The organism is Holdemania sp. 1001095H_141210_F2 (assembly GCF_015558105.1).
Lineage (GTDB): Bacteria > Bacillota_I > Bacilli_A > Erysipelotrichales > Erysipelotrichaceae > Holdemania.
In genome coordinates this window covers 1-19,330 of the sequence record NZ_JADNPO010000043.1, presented here as the reverse complement: position 1 = coordinate 19,330, position 19,330 = coordinate 1, and the positions used below count along the sequence as shown (strand labels likewise).

Below are 19,330 nucleotides of genomic sequence, written 5' to 3'. Positions count from 1 at the left end.
ATACCTATTGCGCTTTTTTGCGAAAAGCCCCGCTATTTCTTCATTTTTCATCATTTTTTCACAGAATGAAGACTCTTCTTAACACAAAAAAAGCGAACAACAAGCTCTTTTGTCCGCTTATAACCTCAGATTTCTCGTTTTTCAAGTTTAGTCGGAAATCACTTCGACGTTTAACCGCACGCGTTTCCCCAACCGCACCAGTTCCACGCCCGCCGCGTTGAGCATCTTTTTAGAAGCGATGACGTTATCTGCCGTCGCATATTTATCGTCTTCATAGACGATTTTCCGGATTCCGCTCTGGATGATCGCCTTGGCGCACTCATTGCAGGGAAACAGTGACACATACAGCGTGCAGCCGTGCAGATTACGCGTACTGTTGAGAATCGCGTTCAATTCGGCATGAACGACGAATGCGTACTTCGTTTCCAGCATACCGCCTTCCCGATCCCATGGAAATTCATCGTCGGAACAGCCGATCGGCAGACCGTTATAACCGATTCCGACCACCTTGTGCTCCTGATCGACGATGACCGCGCCGACCTGCGTTGAAGGATCCTTGGACCGCATCGCCGACAGATGCGCCAGGCCCATGAAATACTCGTCCCAGCTTAAAACATGTTCTCGCTTCATCGTTCATTTCCTCCTAAAGTGACGATCCCACGTAAGTTTCGACCATCTTCCTGCTTAAATGATCGCCGTAGAAGTCCAGATGCAGATCTTTCAGCATCTCCACCACCATCCGGTCCGTTCCCGGATAGATTGTATCCAGCTCGCGAGCCTGCGGCTGAACCGTCTTCAGGCCGAGGAACACAACGGCTACACACAGCGCCACCATCGTATTCTTACGCAGCTGCGCCCACGAATCATTGCGGGTCAGCACAACGCTGATCAACAAGCCGCCGACAAAGCCGCCGAAATGCGCGGCCAGCGAAACACCTGGCATCAGACTGATCATCAGGTTGATCATCAGGATCAAAAGGAACTGCGTCCGCAGCTGCGGCTGAAACAGAATCCGCGTCTGAATGCCGTACACCAGAAACGCCGCCAACAGACCGTACAGTCCGCCGCTGATGCCCATCGCCACAACGTTGCCGCTGCCTAAGAAGACAAATGCCGAGCCGAATAAAATCGAACCGAACAGAATGATCAGATAATTCCGCACGCCCATCAGCTTTTCACAAAGCATGCCCATGTTGTAAAGCGCCATCATGTTCATCAACAGATGCCACAGATCGACGTGGACGAACGCGCTCGTCAGCCAGCGCCAGTACTCGTGCGCACCGACGACAAACGCTTTATAGTAGCCGCCTAGCAAAATCGCGACGGAAACGCTCACTTCCCCTGAGCCGCCCAATTCCCTGAACATCCAGGAGAACACCACGCTTAACAAATAAATGACAAGGCAGATGCCCATCAGAATCATCGTCGCTTTCGGCGGTGCCAGCGGTGATTTTGTCTGCGGACTCTGCGCGCGCTGCCGCTGCAGCTCGGCCAGCTTCTGGGTGATCTTATTGTATTCCTGCTGCGGATCCTGGATCGGCTGAACCGCGTGGTCCAGCCCCGGGAAGACTGCCGTCAGCTGCGGATCAGATACCGTCTGCGGCGAAATCGTCACCAGATCGATTTGTTCCTCCTGATCCTGCACCGCTTCGTCGCTGATATGGATATCCAGCAAATCACAGTTGCGGCGGAATAAATTCCGGATCGACTGATGGATCTTCAAAATCCGCGTCTTATCGAAAAACACCGTGCTCAAACGGGTTTGCGACAGCCGGATGACCGGGTATTCCGGATGCTTGGGATTCCCCAGCCAGATCTCGTCCTGCGCCTCGCGCAGAGAGATAAACTGATATTGGCAGACGGATATAAAGTAATACGCCAGCTGCAGCAACTGCACGTCTTTTTCAGTACAATTCATAGCCCGCTCCTCTCCTGGCGCAGCTGTGTTAACAGCGCTTCAAATTCCGGCGGCAGCGGCGCTTCAAACGTCATCCGCTCGCCGGTGGAAGGATGGGTAAACGACAGCTGGTAAGCATGGAGCATCTGGCCCTGCGTCGGCAGCGTCTTGCGCAGCGAATACTTCGGATCGCCGACGATCGGAAAGCCAATATACTTCATGTGCACGCGAATCTGATGCGTGCGCCCGGTTTCCAGACGGCAGCTGACCAACGTGTAATTGTCAAACCGCTCCACAACCTTGAAATGCGTAATGGCCGGCCGGGAGTTTTTCTCCGTGACCGCCATTTTCTGACGATCCTTTTCATCCCGTCCGATCGGCGCGTCGATCGTTCCGTATTCGTGATTGATCACGCCGTGCACCAGCGCATAATATTGCCGGCCGGCGGTCTTTTCCGCCAGCTGCTGCGCCAGCGACTGATGCGCATTGTCATTCTTGCAGGCGACGATCAGCCCGCTGGTATCCTTGTCGATCCGATGCACAATCCCCGGCCGCAGCACGCCGTTGATCCCCGAAAGATCATGGCAGTGCCAAAGCAGACCGTTGACCAGCGTATGATCCGGATTGCCTGGTCCCGGATGGACGACTAAGCCCTTTGGCTTGTTGATGACGATCACGTCGTGATCCTCATACACGACGTCCAGCGCCATTTCCTGCGGCTGCGCTTCCAGCGCTTCCTCATCCGGCAGCGTGACCTCGATCTCATCCCCGGCTTTCACTTTATAGCTGTTTTTGACTGGCAGGTCGTCGATCCGCACAGCTTCCTGGTCGATCAGCTGCTGAGCGCGGCTACGCGAACAATCGTCCATCGCTGTGCTCAAGTATTTATCCAGGCGCACGCCCTGGTCTTGTTCCTCAACGATCAAAATGCGTGTTTCCATTAGTGTTTCTCTCCTTCCGGCTGGATCAGCGTGATCAGAATCAGCAATCCGACGCCGACGCACAGCGCCATGTCCGCCACATTAAAAATCGGAAAATCATATCCGAAGATAATAAAATCAAGGAAATCCCGAACATAGTGAAACGCCACGCGGTCGATCAGATTGCCCAGCGCGCCGCCGATCACCAGCACCGTTGCCATCCGCGTCCATGTCTCTTTCTTGTCCGTCTTCCATAAATACCAGGAGAAGCCAACGACAGCAACGGCAGTGATGATGTAGAAAAACATCATCTTCCCTTCGAGCAGACTCCAGGCCGCACCGGTATTCTGCGCGTAGGTAATATTGAAAAAACCGCGGATGACCGGAATGCTCTGGCCGAGCGTCATCGTCGACTGCACCCAGAACTTCGTCAGCATATCCAGCGCCAGCACCCCTGCCAGCAAGACAATTTCTTTTACTTTCATAACTTCCACCATTTTCTATAACGCTAGTATTGTACCATACGCCGATATGTTTTTCAAAGCCTACACTTGCGTGCCTTTGTTGTGTTTTTTTAAATGGATTCAGCGCTTTTTTTCAACTGTCCGCTCCCACAGCCGCACATGCACCCAATCACCGGGTTGTTTGCCGATCTGAGCGCGGATGTCCTTGCGCACGCCGAGAATGTGTCCGGGCGTGCCCATCCGCACCAGACTGCCCGAGTACGGGACACCGTCAAACTCGGCTGAAACCGCGGCCCGGCCGCGGCCGAATTCAGTCCGCACATCCCAGGGAAATTCAATATACGCCCCATCCAGCCCTTCAACCTTCCGGATGACAGCGTCAAACTCATAAATTTTCGGATTCATTTAAAAACCTCCTGCTTCTTAGTCTGGTTCTCAATTACACAGATCAGCCGGAGGAAGCCGCAGAATCCAGAAAATCCGCAATGCAAGAAAACCGCTGGTCAGCGGTTTTCTTGATTTCACTTCATGTCAAAACAGGATGGAAGCCAGCCTAAGCGCAGCGCACGCCAAACTGAACCAGCCGGGCCCGTGCCTGTTCCAGATCACGGTTAACATCTTCCGGATCATGGGCGTCGCTGGCCGTTATGACACGGTTGCCTGCCTCGGCCAGAATTTCCAGCCAGGTATCGGACAAGCCAAGATCTGAATGCGCGTAGCGCCAATGACAGCCGGTATTGCATTCCAGCACGATCCCCCGCAGCTGCGCTTCCTCAGCGATCTCACGGATTCGCGCCGGATCCATCGTCACATCCCAGGCCGCCATTTTCACGGTATCCGGATGGCCGATCTGATCGAATAATCCGCTTTGCACAGACTGCAGCACACAATCCAGATAGCGGTCAACGATCACCTGATGCGCATATTTCTGCCACAGCAGCGGCTGGGAAAACGGCATATCGTACAACAAACCGTCAATCGAATGAACGCTGCCCACCAGAAAATCCAGCGGCAATCCCCGGCAGATCTCCCGTAAGAACAACTCGCTTTCCGGCGTGTAGCAGACCTCCAGACCAAACCGAACCTCCAGCGGCCAGACGTGCTGCTTCATCTGCCGGACCAACTCCAGATATTCTGTTAAAGAATCTTTGAATTTTCCTTTTCCGCTCAGCCATTGCGCCTGCAGCGGATCAGCGTCGATTACGCTTTGATAGGCCGGACGGAATTCGCGGAAGCGATGGGTGTGATCCAAGATTTGCAGACAATCCAGCCCGGCTTTCTGCGCGGCCGCGACAAATTGTTCAACATACGCCACACTCAAAGGTCCGTGTTCCAAATGCACGTGCCCATCAATTTTTTGCATTCTGACCGCCTCCTGCCAAAGTTCTTAATATTCTTTCTTTTCTACGATTTTAACAGAGCAGGTCCAGGAAATCAACAGGCTGCCAAGAAACGCCGCGGCAACTCCGCCGATCATCACCGGCAGTGTGATCCAGTCTGTACTGAGATTCACCATTTCCAGCAACGCTGCCCCGCCGTAGCAGACTCCGAAGATCACGACGATCACCATCATCATCATCATTCGGCTTTTTTCCGCGCCGAATTTATAAATCATCGGGATTAAGACGAAGTCGATCACACACGCCGTCATTGAAATCAGAATTCCGGTGACAAATTGTTCGGCAAAACTGACTTCCGGCTGCATCGCAACTAAAAACAAGGACAACAACCCGTTAACCCCAATCGCCAGCACGCCCAGCAGAAGCAGAAACAGATATTTGGAAGCGACCAGCTTTTTGTGGCTGATCGGCAGCGTCGCGGCAAAGCTGTCCCAATGCGCCAGATCATCGTAGCTGAACGAGGAGATGACCAGCGACACGACGAGCAGCGAAATCATCGCGCCGATGACAGAAAAACCGTCGATCGCCATCATCGAAGCGATGAAGACAATCGCCATCAGCGAGAGCACACGGACAAATTCAGAGACGACAAAGACATCCTTTAACAATAAGCCTTTCATTATCGAACTTCTCCTTTCACCATACAAAGCATAATTTCTTCCAGCGACGCTGCTTCGACGTTCAGCTTCCCGAACGCCTGCCGGACTTCCTCACGGTTGCGGACCAACCCCTGGCAGGTCAAACTCTGCGGCACAATCGCCAGCAGCGAATCGGAATCGATCTTTTCAATCTCTGAACGCGAACCCTTGACAATCCCATATTCGTCATGCAGGACGTCCTTCGGCAGCGAAAACTGCAGCCGGCCCTGATGGATAAACGTCACCGTATCGGCGATCTTCTCAATATCCGTCGTGATGTGGCTGGAAAACAGAATCGAATGCGTTTCATCCTGAATAAAGTCATAAAACAAATCGAGCATCTCGTCGCGGACGATCGGATCCAGACCGCTGGTCGGCTCGTCGAGGATCAGCAGGCGGGCGTTGTGCGAGAGCGCCGCGATGATCGACAGCTTCATTTTCATGCCGGTCGAGAACGTCTTGATCTTCTTATTCAGCGGCAGCCCGAAGCGTTCGCACAGCTGCAGAAACTTCGTTCTTTCCCACTCAGGATAAATGTTGGATAAAATCTGTTCAACGCGTTTGACCGTCAGCGGATCATGGAAGTGACAGCCATCCAGCACGACGCCGATCTGCCCGCGCTCCCGCTCGGTTAACTGTTCGAACGGTTTGCCAAAAATACGAACCTCGCCATCGTGGCGGATTAAGCCGAGAATCGACTTGATCGTCGTCGTCTTGCCCGCGCCGTTCTCGCCGATGAAGCCCATGACTTCGCCGGGATTGAGCCGCAGACTGATCTTGTTCAATTCAAAACCGGAATATTGTTTATGCAGATGTTCTATTGATAAAATGGCGTCCATGATTACTCCTCCTTATACAGCAGGGTCAGAATCTCAATCATTTCATCCAGGGAAATCTCGCTTAAACGCGCCAGATTCACCGCGGTGAGCAGCTGCTGCTCGATCCGGCGGTAATTCTCCTCGCGAATCAGTTCCACGTTGCGCGCCGCCACATAGCTGCCCTTACCGCTTTGCGTCACGATGAAGCCTTCACGTTCAAGTTCTTCATAGGCTCGCTTGGTTGTAATCACACTGATTCTTAACTCCTTGGCCAAGATTCGCATTGAAGGCAGGGCGTCCCCTTCCTTTAACGCGCCGTTAAGAATCAGATTTTTGATCTGGGCGGTAATTTGTTCATACAACGGCTTGTCGCTCGTGTTGCTGATAAAGATTTCCATGCCGTCACCCTTTCTTACTGTATATATACAGTATATACGCTATATTCATCCTGTCAATACAAAACTGAAAAAAATAATTCCACCTCCCAGATCGGATCGGCAAACTTTGTCAAATCCCGGTTTTCATGCCCCAAGACAATCCGCCATATAGTTTATCCCGGCATATCCCACGCCGGCTTTTTGGCTTCTGATTCTTTTGCGGCAGTCGGATGAAGCGCGATTGAAAACAACGATGTTCCCGATAGGATTTTTTACCATAGAACCCGATCAGATAAGAAAATCACTTTCATAAAAAAACTGACGTGTCAGTCAGTTCTCAATCAGATTCCGGGTTTTCCATTTGCCCGAGTACCACCGCAGAAGAAACAAGATCGCACGCAGCACTTCGTCGATCATCATGGCCAGCCAGACGCCGACCACGCCCAGATTCATGCCGATCGCAAAGACAAACGAGAGCGTGACCGCGACGCCCCATTGTGAAGCGATGCCCAGCAGAATCGGAAACTGAATATCCCCTGCCGCCTGCAGCGCCCGCACCTGTGTCATGTTGACCGCCCGGCCGGCTTCCAGAAAAATCTCGATCAACATCACCTGTTTGCCTAAGCGCAGCACGGCCAAATCGTCAGTAAACAGCCCGAACAGCGAATCTGAGAAGATATAGAGCAGCGTTGACACGCCGACGCCGATGATCAGGGAATATATGATCGTGTGCATGACCTGCTTATGCGCGTCTTCCAGTTTTCGGCCGCCGATCAGGACGCCGACAAGGATCTGCGCCGCCTGCGACACCGCGCTGCCGTACATATACGAGACCATGGCGAACATGTTCGCATAGACGCGCGTATTGATGACCGCCGTACCGAAGCCGTTGACAATCTTGGTGATCACCATCTGCGACAGATTGTAGGATACGCTTTCCCCGCCGGAAGGAATCCCGATCGCCAGCAGCTTTTTCAGCTGGCCCCAGGGAAACGGGCTGAGGCTGCGCAGATGGACCTCAATCGTTGTGCGCAGATTAAACAGGACGATCAGCAAGCCCAGGCCGATCAGCCGGCTCACCGTGCTGGAGATCGCGACGCCCGCGATGCCCAGCGGCGGGATCGGTCCGACGCCCTGAATCAAAAGAAAGTTTCCAATGATGTTGAGCACGTTCATCACCGCCGACACCGCCATGGTCTGCTTCATCCAACCCTGTGTGCGAAACATCGCGACATATGTCATAAACAGCGCCTGCAGTACCATGCCCAGACCGATGATTGTAATATAGATTGCACAGTCGTCCAGAATCTGCGCCGGCACATGCATCCAGGCAAAGATCGGACGGTTGAAGAACACCAGCGCGACGCTGATTCCCAACCCGAAAACAAAATTGACAAACAGCGCCAGAGAATAGGTTTCTCCAACCCGTTCGCGGTTGCCGCTGCCGAAATACTGGGTGACCAGAATCGTCATCGCCAGCGAGATCACGCTGAACGTAATGATCAGAACATTGACGATCTGATTGGCATTGCCGATCGCCGCGACGGCGTTCTGCGACACCTGGCTCATCATCATCTGGTCGACATTGCCGACTAACATCTGCAAAAGCAGCTCGATAAAGATCGGCCACGTATAATGAAATAACGACATTTTATGTGTTTGAACTTCCATAAATATACTCCCCCTGAAAGCGAACTTTTTCAGAATACGTCGCAAGGGCGAAGTTGTCAAGCAGAAATGAAAATGGAAGCGGTGTCAATTTTCATCGCTTCCATGCTTCTTTCATTTCCTTTTTTCAAGTTTAGAACGCCGCGGTAAACAGCGCCTTTTCTTCCAGCTCATACGGCTGGTAGCGAGCCTGCGTCTTGTCGATCTGATGGTTTGACACTTCCGCTTCATAACCCGCTTCCAGAATCCGTTTCAGCTGCGCTTTCACCTGCGAGCTTTCCGCATTGCCCAGCGTCAGCTGCCGCAGCGCCAGCACCTCGTCCTGTCTTGAGATCAGCGCCAGCGTCACCGGCATTGTTGCCTGAGCCAGAATGGCGTCCGCGCTTTCGCTTTCCTGAATCACAAACGGCAGATCCGAGGTTTCCAGCACGTCGATGATGTTGACGGTAAAGAACACGACGGTATCCAGTGGCAGAAATGCCAGCTGACCGGGATTGCGGCGGAAAGCCTTGATTTCCTCATCCTGCCACACAGCGTCTTTGATCAAGATCAGCCACTGATCCTCCACAAAATCGATCATCACGCCTTCTTCAATATGGAACGGACAACGCGTTCCGACTTCCAGTTTCATGGTTTGACTTCCTCTCCTTTAACTGCGGCCGCGGTTAAGCAGCTGGTTCTCCAGGTCTTCGTTGAACTGTGCGGTATACAGCCGGGCATAATAGCCGTTCAACCGCATCAGTTCGCTATGCGTTCCCTGTTCTACTATCTTACCCTTTTTCATGACCAGAATCAAATCGGCGTTGACGATCGTCGAGAGCCGGTGCGCGATGATGAAGCTTGTCCGGCCTTTCATCAGGTGTTCGATGGCATACTGAATCACCTGTTCCGTTTCGGTGTCGATCGAAGCGGTCGCCTCGTCGAGCACGAAGATCCGCGGATCCGCCAGCACGGCGCGGGCAAACGAAATCAGCTGCTTCTGCCCCGTTGACAATCGTGAGCCGCCCTCGCCCACATCCGTGTTGTAGCCGTTTTCCAGACGCAGAATGAACTCGTGCGCGTCGACCATTTTTGCCGCCGCTTCAATTTGTTCGTCGCTGGCATCCAGCCGGCCATAGCGGATGTTCTCCTTTACCGTGCCGGAGAACAGATGCGGCGCCTGCAGCACATAGCCGAGATGGGAGTGCAGCCAGCCCAGCGAGCGTACGCGCACGTCTTTCCCGTCGATCAGCACCTGTCCGTTCACTGGCTGATAAAACCGGCATAACAGGTTGACGACTGTACTCTTGCCGGAACCGGTTTCTCCGACCAGCGCAACGGTCTGGCCGGCTTTCACCTTCAGGTTAAAATCGGTCAGCACACGTTCGCCCTCAAGATATTCAAAATCGACATGCCGGAACTCCACGTCGCCGGCTAACGGTTCATAGTTCTGCGGCTTCGGCTCCAGCTCCGTTCCATATTTTTCAATGACTTCCGGGGTATCGACAATCTGCGGTTCGCTGTCCAATAGCGACAGCACCCGCTCCGCGCTGGCCTGTGCCAGCTGCAGCTCGGCGATCAGCCGGGCAATCTGCCTCAGCGGCTCAAAAAACTGCGTGGCGTACTGCGTAAACATCATCAGCGTGCCGAACTGCAGCGTCTGCATCAGCACCTGATGGCCGCCCGACCACAGGATCGCCGCGGTCGAGATCGCACCCAGACCCATGACCACCGGCATAAACAGCGCGGACAACGTCGCCGCGCGCACGCTGGCCGCCTTCATCTCAAGCGTTTCTTCATTGAATTCTTTTAAGTTATCATCTTCGATGACCAGCGTCTTCGTCGTCTTGGCGCCGGTGATGCCTTCGTTGAACGCACTGGTAATCCGCGAGTTAATCCGCCGCACGCTGCGGTAATTCTTGAGAATCCGAACCTGAAACCACACGCTCAGCCAGGCCAGCACCGGCACGACCATCAGCACCAGCAATGCCAGCTTCCAGTTGACGATCAGCATGACGATGCTGACTCCCAGCATCACCGCTAAGCCCCAGATCAGATCCATCAGACTCCACGACAGAATTTCCGCCAGCCGGGCAATATCGCTGTTCATCCGCGCCATCAGCCAGCCGATCGGCGTCCGGTCAAAGTAGGAAAACGAGAGCGTCTGCAGCTTGGCGAACGCTTTCTGGCGCACATCGTAGGAGAACGCCATTTCAATTTTGCCCGCCTGCATGAAAAACAGATAGACACTGAACGCCTGAAACAGCACACCCGCCATGTAAACTCCGGAAAACATCCACAGCGAGCTGTCCGGCTGACCGCCTGCGGCAAACGTGTCGATCGCGATTTTGTTAAGGATCGGAAACAGGACGTCGCAGCCGGCGACAGCGACCATCAGGATCAGCAGCCGCACCAACTCCCTGCGCAGCGGTCTCATCAGCACGAAGATCCGCTTCCACAGGCCGGCATCCAGCGATTCCGTATTGTATTGTTGTTCCTCAAAACGAATCTGACTCATGCTTCCTCCCCTCCTTCATTCATCCGGGCCGTCTGGATCTCGACGATCCGGCGATACAGCCCGTCTTGCTCAAGCAGCTGACCATGCGTTCCCGCCTGAGTGATCCGGCCTTGTTCCAGCACCAGGATCAAATCGGCATCCATCGCCGAAGCCACCCGCTGGGTGATGATCAGCGTCGTGGTCTGGCTTTGCACCTCTTTTAAAGCCGCGCGGATCTTCGCGTCGGTCTGGGTATCGACCGCTGACAGCGAATCGTCGAAGATCAAAATCGGCTGCGGCGACAGCACCGTGCGGGCGATCGCGATCCGCTGCTTCTGTCCGCCGGAAAGCGTGACGCCTTTCTCGCCGACTAACGTGTCGTAGCCGCGGTCAAACTCCGCGATGACTTCATGCACCGACGCAATCCGCGCCGCCTGTTCCACTTCCTCGCGATGCGCGCCGCGCCGGGCCAGGTGAATGTTATCGTAAATTGTTTTCGAAAACAGGAACGGTTCCTGCAGGACGATGCCGATGTTCTGACGCAGCCATGTCCGCTGGATGTCTGTAATATCATGTCCGTCAATCCGAATCTGACCGGACGTCGGATCGTACAGACGCATCAACAGATGAACCAAGGTACTTTTGCCTCCGCCGGTCGGCCCGATCAGCGCCACCGTCATGCCCTTCTCAATCGTAAAGGTCAGATCCTTCAGCACCGGCTGACTGTCGCCTTCATATTGAAACTGAACGTGATCGAACTCGATCCGGCCCTCAATCGGCGGCGTTTCCCCGCTGGCCACATCTTCCGGAGTTTCGTCAAGGATTTCCTGAAGACGTCCGATTGACACGCTCATTTTGCCCATATCGGCAAGAATCCGGCCGAGGTTGCGCACCGGCCACAGGATCATGCCTTCATACGAAATGAACACGAAGAAGCTGCCAACGCTCAGATCACCCCGAACCGCGGCAAAAATCCCGGCCAAAATGATCACGAAGATCTGCGTCAGGCAGATCAAGTCGCTTGTCCCCCAGTACGCGCCCAGATACTGAATCATTTTAAACGTCAGATCCCGGTAGCGGGCATTTTTCTGCTCAAACTTCCGGATTTCCTCCCGTTCGTTATTAAACGCCTTGACGACGCGGATGCCGGATAAATTCTCCTGCACCGCCGTACTCAGATCCCCCTCAGCCTCATCCGACGCTAAAAACGCCTTCTGCACGCGGGTAAAGAAGACATAGGCGTAGATCACTAACAGCGGCATCGAGATCACCGCCAGCCAGGCCAGCGGCCGGTAGATGGAAAACAGAATCAACAGCGCGGCCAGCGCCGTCGCAACGGAATAGACGACCTCTGAGATCTGTCCCGCCAGAAAGCGCCGGATCTGATCGACATCACTCGTGCACCGCTGCACCAGATCGCCAGTCTTAATCCGCACGTGGTAACTGAACGGCAACGACTGCAGATGCGCGTACAGCCGGTTGCGGACCTTGCGGCACACTTCCTCTGAAATCACCGCGTTCCAATACCCCCGCAAGAACACGCACACGCAGATCAGCGCATTAATCGCCAGAATCGCCGCGGCGCCGATCCACAAATTCCGCTGTAAATACGCCGCCCCGCCCAAATGATCCAACAGCCACGCCAGAACCGGATTGTTAGCCGGCTGGGCATGGATGACGTTGTCGATCATAAAACTGAACAACAGCGGTGAACACAGATTCAGAAACGCGTACACGCACACCAAAATGATCATCGCCGCCATCCGTTTCCGGTTGCCTTCTAAAAACTCCCAAATAAAATGAAACTTCCGCATGATTTCCCCTCCTTCCGGAATCCAAAATAAAAAGCACGCTCAGCAGTGCTTTTCATTTGTTTCTGATTCATTTTCATCCATCACTTCTGCCAGATACTCGACCGGCGTCACCTGCGTCATCAATTCGATGACGTCAAACGACAAACCGATCTCCACCAGCGTTTTCGCAACTTCCATCTGCGGTTTTTTCATACACTCTCACCTGTTCTTAGGCTGAGCGTTCCGCGCTGAAACTATCCTTTAGTTTGATTGGAAGTGTTTGGTTAACGCCGTTGCGATCTGATCAGGACAGGACGTCGGCTTCGCGCCGCAATGAACTCCCTGAAAAGCTTCTACTACTTCTTTGACTGTTTTCCCCTTGACGATTCTGGAAATGCCTAACAGGTTGCCGGGGCAGCCGCCGGTGATCACGACGTTGGTAATAACGTCGCCTTCCAGCTCAAAATCAAAGCGCTTGGAACAAACGCCCTGGGGGATATATGTAAATTTATCTTTTGTCATTGTCATATAAAAAACCTCCTGTCGACTATGGTTATCATGATACCATGGTTCATTTTCCTTCACAAGTCCAAAAATACAGAAAAGCCGGAATTTTCCGGCTTCGATTCAAATTCTGAACAGTGATTCAAATTTCTTGAAGATTTTATTATCCGCGATAACCAGCAGCTGGTCGTTGGCCTCGATCGTGTAGAACGCGTCCGGAGAAATCGAAAGATGTTCCTTCGGATTCTTGCGGATCCCCAAAACGTTAATGCCGTAATTGGTCCGCAGTTCCAGCGCTTTCAGCGTCTTGCCGACCCACTTGGCCGGGGCTGCGATCTCAACGATGCTGTAATCGTCGTCGATGTCGATCAAATCAATGATGTTGCGTGAAACCAACTTCTTCGCTACCCGCTCGCCCATCTCTTTTTCCGGACGAACGACGTAATCCGCGCCGATCTTCTGCAGGATCTGCATGTACTTTTTATTTTTTGCCTTTGCCATGATAAACGGAATTCCCAGCTCGCGCAGATTCATGACGCCCATGATGCTTTCTTCCAGGTGCGATCCCGTCGCCACCACCGCCGCGTCGCAGTCCTGAATGCCGATCGCACGCAGCTGGTCGATATCGGTGAAGTCAGCCTGAATCGCCTGCGTGACAAAATCGCTGACGCGGTCGACGCACGCCAGATCCTTATCAATCGCGATGACTTCGTGGTTGTATTGCGAAAGGGTCTTGGCGATCGTCGATCCGAAGATCCCTAAGCCCAGAATAACATACTGTTTCATTTCCGACATAATTCCTATTCCTCCTACCCGATCAGCACGTCCCCGTGCGGATAAACGAGATTGTTTGTTTTACGGTTTTGTTTCATTCGCATCAACGAAAGCACGATCGTAATCGGACCAACACGGCCAATATACATCAGCGCGATGATCACAATTTTGCCCAGCGCTGACAACAGCGGCGTCACCCCAGCGGACAGCCCGACCGTCGCGATCGCGGAGAACGCTTCAAATGCGATCGGCAGGAAGCCGATTTCCGGATCACTGAGCGTCAGCAGAAAGATCGCCATGATCAACACGCAGGCATAGGTCAGCGTGATCGCGAACGCCTTGTGGAAGGTGCCGGCCGGCAGCGTCCGCTTGAACAGCGTCATATTGCCGGCATCGCGGATCTCAGACACGATCAGCACGAACAGCATCGAGAACGTCGTCGTTTTGATACCGCCCGCGGTACCGCCCGGCGAACCGCCGATGATCATATAGAACAGCATGATGAACAGGGAAGCACCCCGCAGCAGCGAGAAGTCGATGGTACTGAAGCCCGCCGTTCGCAGCGTCGTCGACTGGAAGAACGCCGCCATCACTTTCTGCGGGAAGCTCATCCATCCGAGCGTATCCGGATTGGTAAATTCCACTAACAGGATCAGCAGCGTCCCGCTGCCCAACAACGCTCCGGTCACGACCAGCACCAGCCGGCTGTGCAGGGAGAGCCGCGTCCACAGCCGTTTCCAGCTGAATGTCTTCTTCTCCGGCAGTACCCGCCGCAGGTCAAACCAGACCGCAAAGCCCAGGCCGCCGGTGATGATCAGGCCGCAGACGGTAAAGTTGATCAGCGGATCGGTAGCGTACGCCATTAACGACGACCGCGTCAGATTATCCAGACCCGCATTGCAGAACGCAGAAACGGAAAGGAATACCGAATTGTAAAGCCCCTGCGTCAATCCGTATTCCGGAATGAAGCGCAGCGCCAGCAGCACCATGCCAATGGCTTCAAAAATAAAGGTATAGCGGAAGATGCTTTTTAGAAAGTTGGGAATGTTGTCAGCGTCGTTTTTATTTAACGAGTCCTGCAGCATTTTCTTTTCAGAAAAGTTCAGCTTGCGCCGCATCAGCGTCAGAAACAGCGCCAGCAGCGACATCAGGCCCAATCCGCCGATCTGCATCAGGAAAATGATGACCGTCTGGCCGATCAGATTGTACTGGTCAATCACGGCAAACGGCATCAGTCCCGTCACACAGGTCGCCGAGGTGGCGACGAATAAGCTGTTTAGATAGCTGGCCCGCATGCCGGGATTCTGCGAAAACGGCAGCCACAGCAGGAAGGAACCTACAAGGATAACAAGGACAAAGCTCAGCGCGATCATCCGGGTCGGCCCCAGAAACCGCAGCAGCTTATCTCTGATCGGCAGTTTGAAGTTCATGATCTATTTCCCTCCTTGGAAAGGAATCGAACCAGCGGCATTCCAAACCGCAGCGTTACCAAATCGTTCACAACCTGACATATTTCACTATTGCCCTCCAGGCTCATCAGCATGCCCGCCATTTCCGGCGTACATCCCAACTGGCGCTGCAGCTGGCAATTCATTTTCTGACAACAACGTTTCAGCGCTTCCTCCATCGTCTTGGCGGAAGCCAGCGCATAGAGCTGATCCTGATCTGTAATCCACGGACCTTCGCAGGCTTGCTTGAGGACTTCGACCTTTACCGTGACCTCAGCCGCAATTTCCGCGCCGCTGCCCATCACCTCGCCATCGCCCATGACCGCATGCACATCGCCCAGCGCCAACAGCGCGCCTGGATGAAAAACAGGCAGATAGACCACTGAGCCTTCGCGGATCTTACGGCAGTCCATGTTGCCGCCGTGTTCACCCGGAGTTCCGCAGCCAACTTCTTTTTCCTGCGGGGCTACGCCGATCACGCCGATCATCGGATCCGCCTTGACGATCAGATCGCTGCAAAATTCCAGCTGGTGCTCCTGTACCGGCAGAAAGTGGATCATTCTCCTCGTCACAAGTTCTTTCATCGTTCCGCTGTTGGGATAACTGCCGACCAACGCCCGGCTTCCCAGTGTAATTTTCTCGATCGTGACCTTCAGCGTATCGCCCGGCATGGCTTCTTCCACCGCCGCCGGCCCGCTTGCCGGATTAATCCGATGACAGCGCCTGTCCGGCTCGTCCGGCGTGACCTCGTCACTGTAACAATCCATCGTTTCAAACGTAATCCGATCTCCTGAATGTACGTTGAGTACCGGTTTATTCTCAGAAGACATCGCATAGATCACATGATCTTTCGCAATCTTATTCATAACCAACCCTCTTTAAGCGTATACGATTCTTAGTCTACACCTTTTAATTCAAATACTCAATACTCGGGCTTTGAAAATTTTACAAAAAAGCATAACATTCTTTCTGCACAGAAAAAAGACTATAAGAATTCACTTATAGCCTACTGAATCATTTTTTATTATCAACCTTGCATGCTCCCTCAAATTTTGCAGGGTCTGTTCCACATTCATGCCATTCGTTGTTCGGCGGAGTTGAATTCGTCACATTCGAAGGAGTATACCATGTTTGGTCCAGCAAAACATATTCACCAGAATGATATTCCTTTCCTTTCACATAATTTCCGGATGCAGAAACATTAAATAAACTTGAACTTAACTGTTTTATTATATCATTTGGCTTACTGCCTTGATTTATATACAAACCATAACTCACTCGATATAGGTTACCATTGTAATAAAAATAATCTCCACTTTTTAAACTCTTTCCAGTTTTAACCAGATCCTCAAGGTTGTCCAAATTGTTAAACACGTCAAACAAACCATCGCCCTCTTCTCCGCCTAACATATAGGCCGCATGGACAAAGTTCGGATTATTCTTATCCACTACGATCGGATAGGTGTTCGTTTCTTCTTTCTTGCAGTAACCGGAACCATTCTCTACAATCCATTCACCCCCATTAGCCACACATTTCTGTTGATTGGCTTTTTCCTGATCGAACACGCACATCTTGGTGTTGTCATCAAGGATGAGATCGCCGGAACATGTACAGGTCTGGGTTGTTTTGTCATATGTCCCGCCGCTGCTGATGCACATATATTGTTCGACCGGGATGCAGACCTTATATTCAACGCCGTCTTTCTTCTCCGTTCCTTCCAGAACGTAACCGGCCGGGCATGAACAGGTTTCCGCAACGATGTCAAACTGGCCCTTGCTGGCTTCACAAACCGCCTTGTAAGGCGAAGGAATGTAGGTCGGCATCGGTTTGGACGACGGGTACACCGTCGGTTCCGGCTTCTTTACGTCATCCGGCGTTAACGAACCATCCGGATTGGATGAAGGTTTATAACTGCCGCCGCAGCCTTCCGTGGATTGAACATAGCGGATCCATTTCTGATCGGTAATGTTCCAACAATAATCCCCTTCCCCACTAGGATGCACCGGCTGCTCAATCAGGCCGTCGCTGACCAGCACCTGCTGCCGCGCGGCGTCGTCCTCGACCGATTCAAAAATATCTTTATTTTCGATCTCATGAAACGAAGCGTAGGAATGCGTGGCAAAATTCAACAGCTCTAAATTAGAATCTGAAATCTGATCGCCCGCGGATTTCGCGAAGCCTGACATCGTCGGTACCAAGATACTCAAAAGCGTAAATAAAATCGCGACCGTCACGATCATTTCCAATAATGTAAAACCACGTTTCTCTTTCATTGTTTTCACCTTTGTTCTTTGATTAGGATTATTATATCATACTTCTGAATCTGCCTGCTTAATTCGTTTTACTTTTGTCCATAATAATGATATACTCCTAGGCGAGCGATTTTAAGATGAAAGTGAGAAACACATGAAATTTAACGAACTAAACCTATCCCCTGAGATGAGCCGCGCCATCGCAGACTGCGGCTACACAGAGGCTACCTATATCCAAAGCGCGTGCATCCCGGTCGTCATGAACGGCGGCGACGTCATCGGACAGTCCCAGACCGGCACCGGCAAGACCGCCGCATTTGCGATTCCTATCATTGAAATGCTGGAGGTCACGGACCGCAAGCGGCCTCAGGCGCTGATTCTATCCCCAACCCGCGAGCTGGCAATGCAGGTCTGCGATGAAATCCGCAAGTTCACCAAATATAAAGAAGGCATCCGCACCGTTGCCGTTTACGGCGGCCAGCAGATCAGCAAGCAGATTCTGGAATTAAAAAAAGGCGCCGACATCGTCGTCGGAACCCCGGGCCGTGTACTCGATCATATCCGCCGCCGCACGCTGCGCTTTGACCAGTGCCGCGTATTAGTACTGGATGAAGCGGACGAAATGCTGAACATGGGCTTCCGCGAGGATATCGAAACCGTCATCGCCGCCCTGCCGCAGCAGCGCCAGACCGTTCTGTTCTCCGCGACGATGCCCAAACCGATTCTGGAGATTACTTCGCAATATCAGACCAATCCAGTTCATATCAAAACGCCGCAGACACAGATCAACACACCGAAGATCGAGCAGGTCTATTACGTCTGCCCGAAGGAAGCCAAGAAAGAAATTCTGATGCAGCTGATCTCGATGCAGAATCCGCATCTGGCGATGATTTTCTGCAACACGAAGAAAATGGTCGACGAGCTGACCTCGGATTTAGTCTCCAAAGGCTATCCGGCCGCCGCGCTGCATGGCGACATGAAGCAGGAAATGCGCACCGGCGTCATGGAAAATTTCAAAAAAGGCAAGATCAACATTCTGGTGGCGACCGACGTCGCAGCCCGCGGGATCGACGTCGATTCGATGGACGTCGTCTTCAACTACGATCTGCCGCAGGAATCTGAATATTATGTTCACCGCATCGGCCGGACCGGCCGTGCCGGCAAGGAAGGTCTGGCGGTCACGCTGATCACTGCGCGTCAGAAATACGCACTGCGCGATCTGGAGCGCACAACCCGCTCCAAGCTGACGCAGAAGCCGCTGCCGTCGCTGGAAGAAGTCCGCAAGATCCGGCTGGACTTCTTACGCGAAGATCTGGAACACCGGATGACCCGCGATGTCCCGGAGCCGCTGGCGGCGATTATCGACGCCATGAAGGATGACGGCTATTCTTATCGGGAAATGGCTTTAGCCCTGGCCTATCAGATTGCCGGCAAGGAGATGTTCGATGAATCGGCCTGGAATGCTTCCGCCCGTCCGGCGCTAACCGTGACGGAAAAAGGCATGAGCGAACTGATTCTGGATATCGGTTCTGATCAGGACGTCAACGCGGCGATCATCGTCAGCGCGATCGCGACCGCAACCGGGCTGCCGGGCAGAGACATCGGCAAGATCCGGATCAGCGCGCAGGAAACGACCGTGCAGATTCCGCGTCAGTTTGACCGCGAGATCGCCGACGCAATGAAGAATACGCCGATCAAAGGCCAGACAGTCCACCCACTTCTGATGGTCCGCAAAGGTAAGGATTACTCCAATCTGCCGCCGAAGCGCCGGACAGCCGCCAAAGGGGCGCGTCAGCGCGGACGCCGCCGCGAAAACCGCGATTAATTTTAAATCATGAAAAAACCGGCTCTTTCAAAAATAGTGTTGGTGAGAGAAAAACCGAAACAAGAAAGACGCAGA

General features: G+C 53.0%; 20 protein-coding genes. 1 reads left to right on the top strand and 19 read right to left on the bottom strand.

The genetic code is table 11. The annotated features are described in order from the left end of the window. Window positions 1-147 precede the first annotated feature (147 nt). The 19 genes from I2G61_RS15665 to I2G61_RS15575 all read right to left on the bottom strand — a co-directional run bounded on the left by I2G61_RS15665 (window position 148) and on the right by I2G61_RS15575 (window position 17,451). The gene (locus I2G61_RS15665) at window positions 148-630 is read right to left on the bottom strand and encodes a dCMP deaminase family protein (RefSeq protein ID WP_072684342.1); all 483 of its coding nucleotides are present in this window, start codon (window positions 628-630) and stop codon (window positions 148-150) included. A 13-nt stretch (window positions 631-643) separates the two neighbouring features. Then, window positions 644-1,918 carry a rhomboid family intramembrane serine protease gene (locus I2G61_RS15660; protein ID WP_195548444.1) on the bottom strand — a complete coding sequence of 425 codons (1,275 nt, stop codon included), beginning with the start codon at window positions 1,916-1,918 and terminating at the stop codon, window positions 644-646. Continuing rightward, the gene (locus tag I2G61_RS15655; protein WP_195548443.1) at window positions 1,915-2,838 is read right to left on the bottom strand and encodes an RluA family pseudouridine synthase; all 924 of its coding nucleotides are present in this window, start codon (window positions 2,836-2,838) and stop codon (window positions 1,915-1,917) included. Before I2G61_RS15655 ends, I2G61_RS15660 begins: the two co-directional genes overlap by 4 nt. Further along, on the bottom strand, window positions 2,838-3,302 hold the full coding sequence (gene lspA, locus I2G61_RS15650; protein WP_072684339.1) for a signal peptidase II: 465 nt from the start codon (window positions 3,300-3,302) through the stop codon (window positions 2,838-2,840). The genes I2G61_RS15655 and lspA overlap by 1 nt, the downstream gene beginning before the upstream one ends. Window positions 3,303-3,401: 99 nt before the next feature. Then, entirely contained in the window at window positions 3,402-3,686 is a 285-nt protein-coding gene (locus I2G61_RS15645; protein WP_072684338.1) for a DUF1905 domain-containing protein, read from the bottom strand. A 148-nt stretch (window positions 3,687-3,834) separates the two neighbouring features. Further along, window positions 3,835-4,644, bottom strand: coding sequence for a PHP domain-containing protein (locus I2G61_RS15640; protein WP_072684337.1), 810 nt, complete (start codon window positions 4,642-4,644; stop codon window positions 3,835-3,837). A 24-nt stretch (window positions 4,645-4,668) separates the two neighbouring features. After that, window positions 4,669-5,301 (bottom strand): ABC-2 transporter permease, encoded by a 633-nt coding sequence (locus I2G61_RS15635; RefSeq protein WP_072684336.1) that lies wholly within the window; start codon window positions 5,299-5,301, stop codon window positions 4,669-4,671. Further along, a complete protein-coding gene (locus I2G61_RS15630; RefSeq protein WP_072684335.1) occupies window positions 5,301-6,158 on the bottom strand; it encodes an ABC transporter ATP-binding protein in 858 nt (285 codons plus the stop codon). Before I2G61_RS15630 ends, I2G61_RS15635 begins: the two co-directional genes overlap by 1 nt. Before the next feature lie 2 nt (window positions 6,159-6,160). Further along, window positions 6,161-6,535 (bottom strand): GntR family transcriptional regulator, encoded by a 375-nt coding sequence (locus I2G61_RS15625; RefSeq protein WP_117894432.1) that lies wholly within the window; start codon window positions 6,533-6,535, stop codon window positions 6,161-6,163. Between the two features lie 309 nt (window positions 6,536-6,844). Continuing rightward, entirely contained in the window at window positions 6,845-8,185 is a 1,341-nt protein-coding gene (locus I2G61_RS15620) for an MATE family efflux transporter (protein WP_195548442.1), read from the bottom strand. Between the two features lie 130 nt (window positions 8,186-8,315). Continuing rightward, the gene (locus I2G61_RS15615) at window positions 8,316-8,813 is read right to left on the bottom strand and encodes a hypothetical protein (protein ID WP_195548441.1); all 498 of its coding nucleotides are present in this window, start codon (window positions 8,811-8,813) and stop codon (window positions 8,316-8,318) included. 18 nt (window positions 8,814-8,831) lie between these two features. Next, the gene (locus tag I2G61_RS15610; protein WP_195548440.1) at window positions 8,832-10,679 is read right to left on the bottom strand and encodes an ABC transporter ATP-binding protein; all 1,848 of its coding nucleotides are present in this window, start codon (window positions 10,677-10,679) and stop codon (window positions 8,832-8,834) included. After that, on the bottom strand, window positions 10,676-12,472 hold the full coding sequence (locus I2G61_RS15605; protein ID WP_195548439.1) for an ABC transporter ATP-binding protein: 1,797 nt from the start codon (window positions 12,470-12,472) through the stop codon (window positions 10,676-10,678). Before I2G61_RS15605 ends, I2G61_RS15610 begins: the two co-directional genes overlap by 4 nt. 39 nt (window positions 12,473-12,511) lie before the next feature. Continuing rightward, window positions 12,512-12,664 carry a hypothetical protein gene (locus I2G61_RS15600; protein WP_006059159.1) on the bottom strand — a complete coding sequence of 51 codons (153 nt, stop codon included), beginning with the start codon at window positions 12,662-12,664 and terminating at the stop codon, window positions 12,512-12,514. Window positions 12,665-12,712: 48 nt separating this feature from the next. Next, window positions 12,713-12,979: a TIGR03905 family TSCPD domain-containing protein gene (locus I2G61_RS15595; RefSeq protein WP_195396479.1), complete on the bottom strand. Its 267-nt coding sequence runs from the start codon at window positions 12,977-12,979 to the stop codon at window positions 12,713-12,715. Window positions 12,980-13,078: 99 nt separating this feature from the next. Further along, window positions 13,079-13,750, bottom strand: a complete 672-nt coding sequence (locus I2G61_RS15590; RefSeq protein WP_006059157.1) for a TrkA family potassium uptake protein — start codon at window positions 13,748-13,750, stop codon at window positions 13,079-13,081. 14 nt (window positions 13,751-13,764) lie between these two features. Then, the gene (locus I2G61_RS15585; protein ID WP_072684329.1) at window positions 13,765-15,159 is read right to left on the bottom strand and encodes a TrkH family potassium uptake protein; all 1,395 of its coding nucleotides are present in this window, start codon (window positions 15,157-15,159) and stop codon (window positions 13,765-13,767) included. Further along, on the bottom strand, window positions 15,156-16,043 hold the full coding sequence (locus I2G61_RS15580; protein WP_195396476.1) for an acetamidase/formamidase family protein: 888 nt from the start codon (window positions 16,041-16,043) through the stop codon (window positions 15,156-15,158). The genes I2G61_RS15585 and I2G61_RS15580 overlap by 4 nt, the downstream gene beginning before the upstream one ends. 148 nt (window positions 16,044-16,191) lie before the next feature. Continuing rightward, window positions 16,192-17,451: a type II secretion system protein gene (locus tag I2G61_RS15575; RefSeq protein WP_195396474.1), complete on the bottom strand. Its 1,260-nt coding sequence runs from the start codon at window positions 17,449-17,451 to the stop codon at window positions 16,192-16,194. Window positions 17,452-17,584: 133 nt separating this feature from the next. Here I2G61_RS15575 and I2G61_RS15570 point away from each other — a divergent pair, with 133 nt between their 5' ends. Further along, entirely contained in the window at window positions 17,585-19,255 is a 1,671-nt protein-coding gene (locus I2G61_RS15570) for a DEAD/DEAH box helicase (protein ID WP_195548438.1), read from the top strand. The last annotated feature ends 75 nt before the right edge of the window (window positions 19,256-19,330 follow it).